The organism is Ruegeria sp. K3 (genome assembly GCF_056531845.1).
This window is the reverse complement of record NZ_JBQFMM010000028.1, coordinates 1-4,823: the sequence shown is the minus strand read 5'-3', so window position 1 is coordinate 4,823 and position 4,823 is coordinate 1. Positions and strand designations below refer to the sequence as shown.

The following is a 4,823-nucleotide window of genomic DNA, read 5'->3' as shown; positions in this document are numbered from 1 at the left end:
TCCGCTTTGCGATATGCACGGATTGCGAGTATGTCGCGAGCCGGGCAGGCATCGATCGTGACATAGCGACGGCCGGGTGCGGGTGAGATCTTCACCTCCGCAAATGCTGCCCTTCCTGCACTCCAGCACTTCATGGTTGCGTCGACCTCATCCGGGCCAACGCCAATTGGCTGCATGAAGTAAGCGTCGTGCTGAACTTTGTTCCAATAATCCAACTGCTGCTCGGCAACCTTCCCATGCGTCGTGGCAAAAAAGGTGGTGACGTCGGAATGACTGGTTGCACTATTGGACTGGAACTCTGGTTGGGTTTTTTGTGAGTGGTAAGTGGGATTGGACATTACTTAGACAGGGTTACTAACTTAGGCTTGCGGTCTTGAATGACTCCGGCCCAACTGGATGCGCTGGAGGCAGGCGCGCCTGAAAACTTCGAGTGGGGGTTCGTTTACCAAACGCGCGTCAAGCCGATTTTGTCCCGTCCGTCTAAAACTCCATGTCACTTCTCTCAATTGCATTCTGTCTCAACTTTTTTGTGCCTCTGTCTCAATCCATTGTGTGCCACCGTCATGAACCTAGGGTGCCCAGTTGAATTGCAGCGGTACGTTGTAACGGGGTCTCGATTGGTCACTCATTCTGTTACAAAGGGCGCGGCAAGGGTGGGTAGTTTCCATGCTGATCGTAGCGCTTGGGAAGGCCGCGCTGAATTGACATAAAAGCGCAGTCACTCTCTTCAATTTGTGGCAGTTTGAAGCAACGCAGAAGTGTGATTTCGGGCGAAAATAGCCTGCTGGCTTAGCTGCCAGGACCAACGATGCAGCTGCGCAACAAATGCGAGGTATGCTCGCCACTGTAAAATAGTGTGCAGGTGGCTGATGCCGTAGTCATTTGAATTCAGAAAAAATTGCGCATATCATCATACTGTACGGTAGAGCTTTTTGTAGTGCCGCGACGGGATTGGTGTGATGGATCTGGACAATTCGGCAGGTTTGAAATCGCCGGGGCCAACGCCAGACGTTGATATCCGGGAGCTTCCTCAAGAGCTCCGACGTGACGCTTGGCGCGACTTCATGTCAGACTTCTGGCGCGATGGGCGACCACTGGTTGCCAATCAAGACTTGGAGTTGAGCGTCGCGTCCCGGCAATTGGACAATGCGGTGTTTTGCCAGCTAAGCATGTCGCCGGCCGAACTTGTCGGTAATCACTACGATTTCGACTGCTTTGTCGTTCGGTATCAAAGTGAAGGGAAATCGACAGCGATTGTTAACGGTGAACAGACGGAAATTCGCCCCGGAACACTCACGGTCATGGACCTTTCAGCGACACGCTACTCCTTTAGTGATTGGTCGAAAATCACCTATCTCGCCTTTAAGAAGTCGGCCTTGCAGTCGGAAGGCCGTCAACTGAGATCAATGACGCACTTCGACGGTCGAACACCCATCGGACGACTGATGATTGCGAATTTTCAGCATTTGGCTAAAGAGGTTATGCGGCAGAAAAACGGGGACGTTTCGGACGCAGTAGATTTGTTCTCTTCGCTTGTTGTGAATTCCACGAGTGACGTAATAGCGCTTCAGTCGAACGATACAAATACACTCAAAGCTAAGCGCATCCGTGCAGAGCGAGTTATTCTTGCGCATCCGATGTCTCAACCTTTGAATGTCGAGCAACTATGTACCGAGGTTGGCATGTCGCGGGCCACCCTGTACCGACTGTTTCGTGAAGAAGGCGGACTGAAGGCCTATATAACCAAACGTCGTCTGGACCGAGCCTACCGGCAGCTTGCAATCTGCAAGCCCGGCCGAGGAGTCGTCACATTGGTCGCCGGTCAGGCTGGCTTTCAGGATGTATCGAGATTTAGTCGAGATTTTCGGCGCGAATATGGATGTACGCCCAGCGAAATTGTTGGTTCAGCCGTCAATAGAAGTAGCACTGAATTTGAAACACCCGCTCCCCTTCCTAAGGACCAACCGAGAAAAGCAAATCCCTCTGCTCAAATGCATAACCCTTTTTATAATGACCTTGATACACTCGCGAAAAGAGGGGAACGGCAATTGCACGGCATTGCCCGATGACGATTGTGCTTTGTGCTTTTGCCGGTTTTTAACAGCAGGTTCTGTCGCAATTTTTTTCAAAGGCTACGTGGACAGAGCAGGCTAGTCGATTATCCCGCCAGTTGGATGAACTGCTGAAACGGACGGAGTCCGGGCGTGAATTGACCTTTGCGGATCATGTTGACCAATTCTATGCCTGCCAGGACAGATGCGGCTGACGCGAAAGATTTGAAACCCAGCATAGGTCTGATCCTTCGTTTGATAAAACGATGATCCTGTTCAATGATGTTATTGAGGTATTTCTGCCTCACCATCTCGATCGGTATCAGGCAACCAAAGATCTTGAGCATCTTGTTGATCGCCTTGATGCCGGCCGTGTTAGCACCACTTTTGTCGATGACAATCTTGCGAGGCAATCCGTTCACCTCGAGAGCGCGGGCGAAGAACCTCGTCGCTGCGGCCTTGTTCCGGCGCTCGGACAACATGAAATCCAGGGTCTTGCCGTGTTTGTCGATCGCTCGATAGAGATAAACCCATTCGCCTTTCACTTTCACATATGTCTCATCCATGCGCCACGAACGATCTGCGGGTCGCTTTCTATACGGCGCTGCTTCAGAAATGAGACCTGCATATCGGCTAACCCAGCGGTTTAGCGTTGCATGATCTAGATCGACCCCGCGTTCCGCCATAATTTCCTCCAGATCCCGGTATGAAACACCGTAGCGCAGATAGAAGAAAACCGCATGCAAGATAACGTCCTTTGGAAAAATGCGCGCCCTTAAATGAGATCGTCATGGCCTGCTCCTGTCATGTTCTAGTGCGCGCTACCAGAAATGCACTCGAACGGACAGGTAGGGGCGAAATTTGCGACAGAACCTTTCGAGGCTTGGATGGATGTTAACTCGCATACATACTGGCTGGATCTCGATCAAGGGGCGTCAGTAGGGGTTAAAGTCCGCGCGCGGAACCAGGTGCCAGACGAGTGACCCTGACACCTTCTGAGATTGACGGTGGCAGCATGACCACAGTTCGGACCGGAAAAGAATGACTTTCGAACCCTGAGGCACTATTCATCAGGGTCGGACTGCGGACTCAACGACTGAGATAGCGAGCGACAAGCTGTTTCAGACCCGAACCAGCGACGTCTTTTTGCTTGATCTCAATTGCCTCATGACGTTGCAGAAATCACTTCTGGCTTATGTTCACGTGTGTAATCCATTCGAGGAAATCAGTTTTGCTTCATTGCGTCATAGCTTCCATTGAAACTGAAACGCGGCACAGTGCTTGCCGACATGCTGGCAACTGTGACGGATCCCTGTCAGATACGGGATTGAGTTCGGAGATGAAGGAATAGCATGCATTCGCGAATGCCTGAGGCGCATTCAATCTGCCGTGCTTTTAGGCAAACAGTCTGAACCGGTTGCAAAAATAGCTTTCGAAGCAGCACGGTGGGACATCCTGCTCCGGTTGATCGACGAGAACCTGCACGATCCCAATCTATCGGTCCAAGACATATGTAGACCCTGCGGCGTTTCACGTTCAACGCGCTATCGGGATTTGAGCATTCTGGGGGAGTGCCCACACATATTTTTATCCAAAGACCGGAAATGGCAAGAAGAGAGCATGTGGTGTATCCGGGTTTGCGCGCAATTGCTCCTGCAACCCCTTCTTGTTGGGGATATGACGACTGCAGTCAGTTCAGCCGCCCCTTCCATTAAGTTTTTTTTCCCGCTTAGCGACTCGGTGGGCAGTTGACTGCAGGGCTGGGCTTAGTTCCGCAAGAAAGTGTTACCAATACCGTAATTCGCGCGACCGCATCGGCAGTGTTACAATGGTGGCGACGCCCACATCGCGGTTTCTCGGTGGGCTCTTAACGACTTTACCGGCCATCGGTACATCTAACCCACCAGATTACAGTTGTCAGAAATCATGCCGCTGCGTCGTGTAAGAGTGAGTCAAAATGAAAGTGCAAACCTGGTGAGGTTCGTCCGACGTCTGGAGGCCAGCTTCTGCAGAGCAGCCAGATCATAGATCGGAGCGAAGTAAGTTCGGATTTCTATCTCATCTCAGCAGTGAGGCGCGAATGTGCCTATCTGTAAGGCAGAATGGATGACGGCAGTTTTGATGTGCAACCAAGACCAGCGCTTGCCGCTAAACTATTCGCTTCTGTAACCCTCGGGGCCTTTGCCGCGAATTGAGACACCGGGACATGTAAGTTGAGACAGCATGCAATTGAGAGAGTTGACGTGGGGTCATAGAAAGGAACCCTGAGAAATTGTTCGACGTATCTTTGGTCACCGGAATGCCGCTCACGTTTTCCAGTGCTTCAGATGTTCCGGCGATACCGTAAGATTGCGATCAACTAAAACCGCAAACTTAACTCATCAATCCCAGCGGTTGGTCGCCGCCAAATTGCTCGTAAACTCGGTTCAGGTTAATGCTAAATTCCAAGCACCATCTACAAAAACATCACTCCCAGAAACAACCTGATGTTGCAACCAATCATACCGACGTCACCACTTTTTATGCCACGACGCATGGGAAGGTTGCCGAGCAGCAGTTGGATTATTGGAACAAAGTTCAGCACGATGCTTACTTCACGCAGCCTATCGACAACGGCCCGGATGAGGTCAACGCAACCATGAAGTGCTGGAGTGCAGGAAGGGCAGCATTTGCGGAGGTGAAGTTCTCACCCGCACCCGGCCGTCGCTATGTCACGATCGATGCCTGCCCGGCTCGCGACATACTCGCAATCCGTGCATATCGCAAAGCGGG

3 protein-coding genes and 1 pseudogene are annotated in these 4,823 nt (G+C 51.5%); 2 read left to right on the top strand and 2 right to left on the bottom strand.

All coding sequences use genetic code 11. The features are described from left to right. On the bottom strand, positions 1-338 hold a 338-nt coding region (locus ACR0MP_RS21945; protein ID WP_480888098.1), incomplete at its 3' end, for a hypothetical protein. A gap of 621 nt (positions 339-959) precedes the next feature. Here ACR0MP_RS21945 and ACR0MP_RS21940 point away from each other — a divergent pair. Further along, positions 960-2,069, top strand: coding sequence for an AraC family transcriptional regulator (locus ACR0MP_RS21940; protein ID WP_480888099.1), 1,110 nt, complete (start codon positions 960-962; stop codon positions 2,067-2,069). An 89-nt stretch (positions 2,070-2,158) separates the two neighbouring features. On the opposite strand, the pseudogene ACR0MP_RS21935 reads toward ACR0MP_RS21940, so the two are convergent. Then, positions 2,159-2,843: pseudogene (locus tag ACR0MP_RS21935) on the bottom strand (IS6 family transposase). Positions 2,844-4,485: 1,642 nt separating this feature from the next. Here ACR0MP_RS21935 and ACR0MP_RS21930 point away from each other — a divergent pair. Continuing rightward, positions 4,486-4,823, top strand: a 338-nt coding sequence (locus ACR0MP_RS21930; RefSeq protein WP_480888101.1) for a hypothetical protein, incomplete at its 3' end; no start/stop codon positions are given.

Bases quoted from the DNA above. Each gene is read 5' to 3' on its own strand.
- ACR0MP_RS21940 (WP_480888099.1), top strand. From the start codon at position 960: ATGGATCTGGACAATTCGGCAGGTTTGAAATCGCCGGGGCCAACGCCA.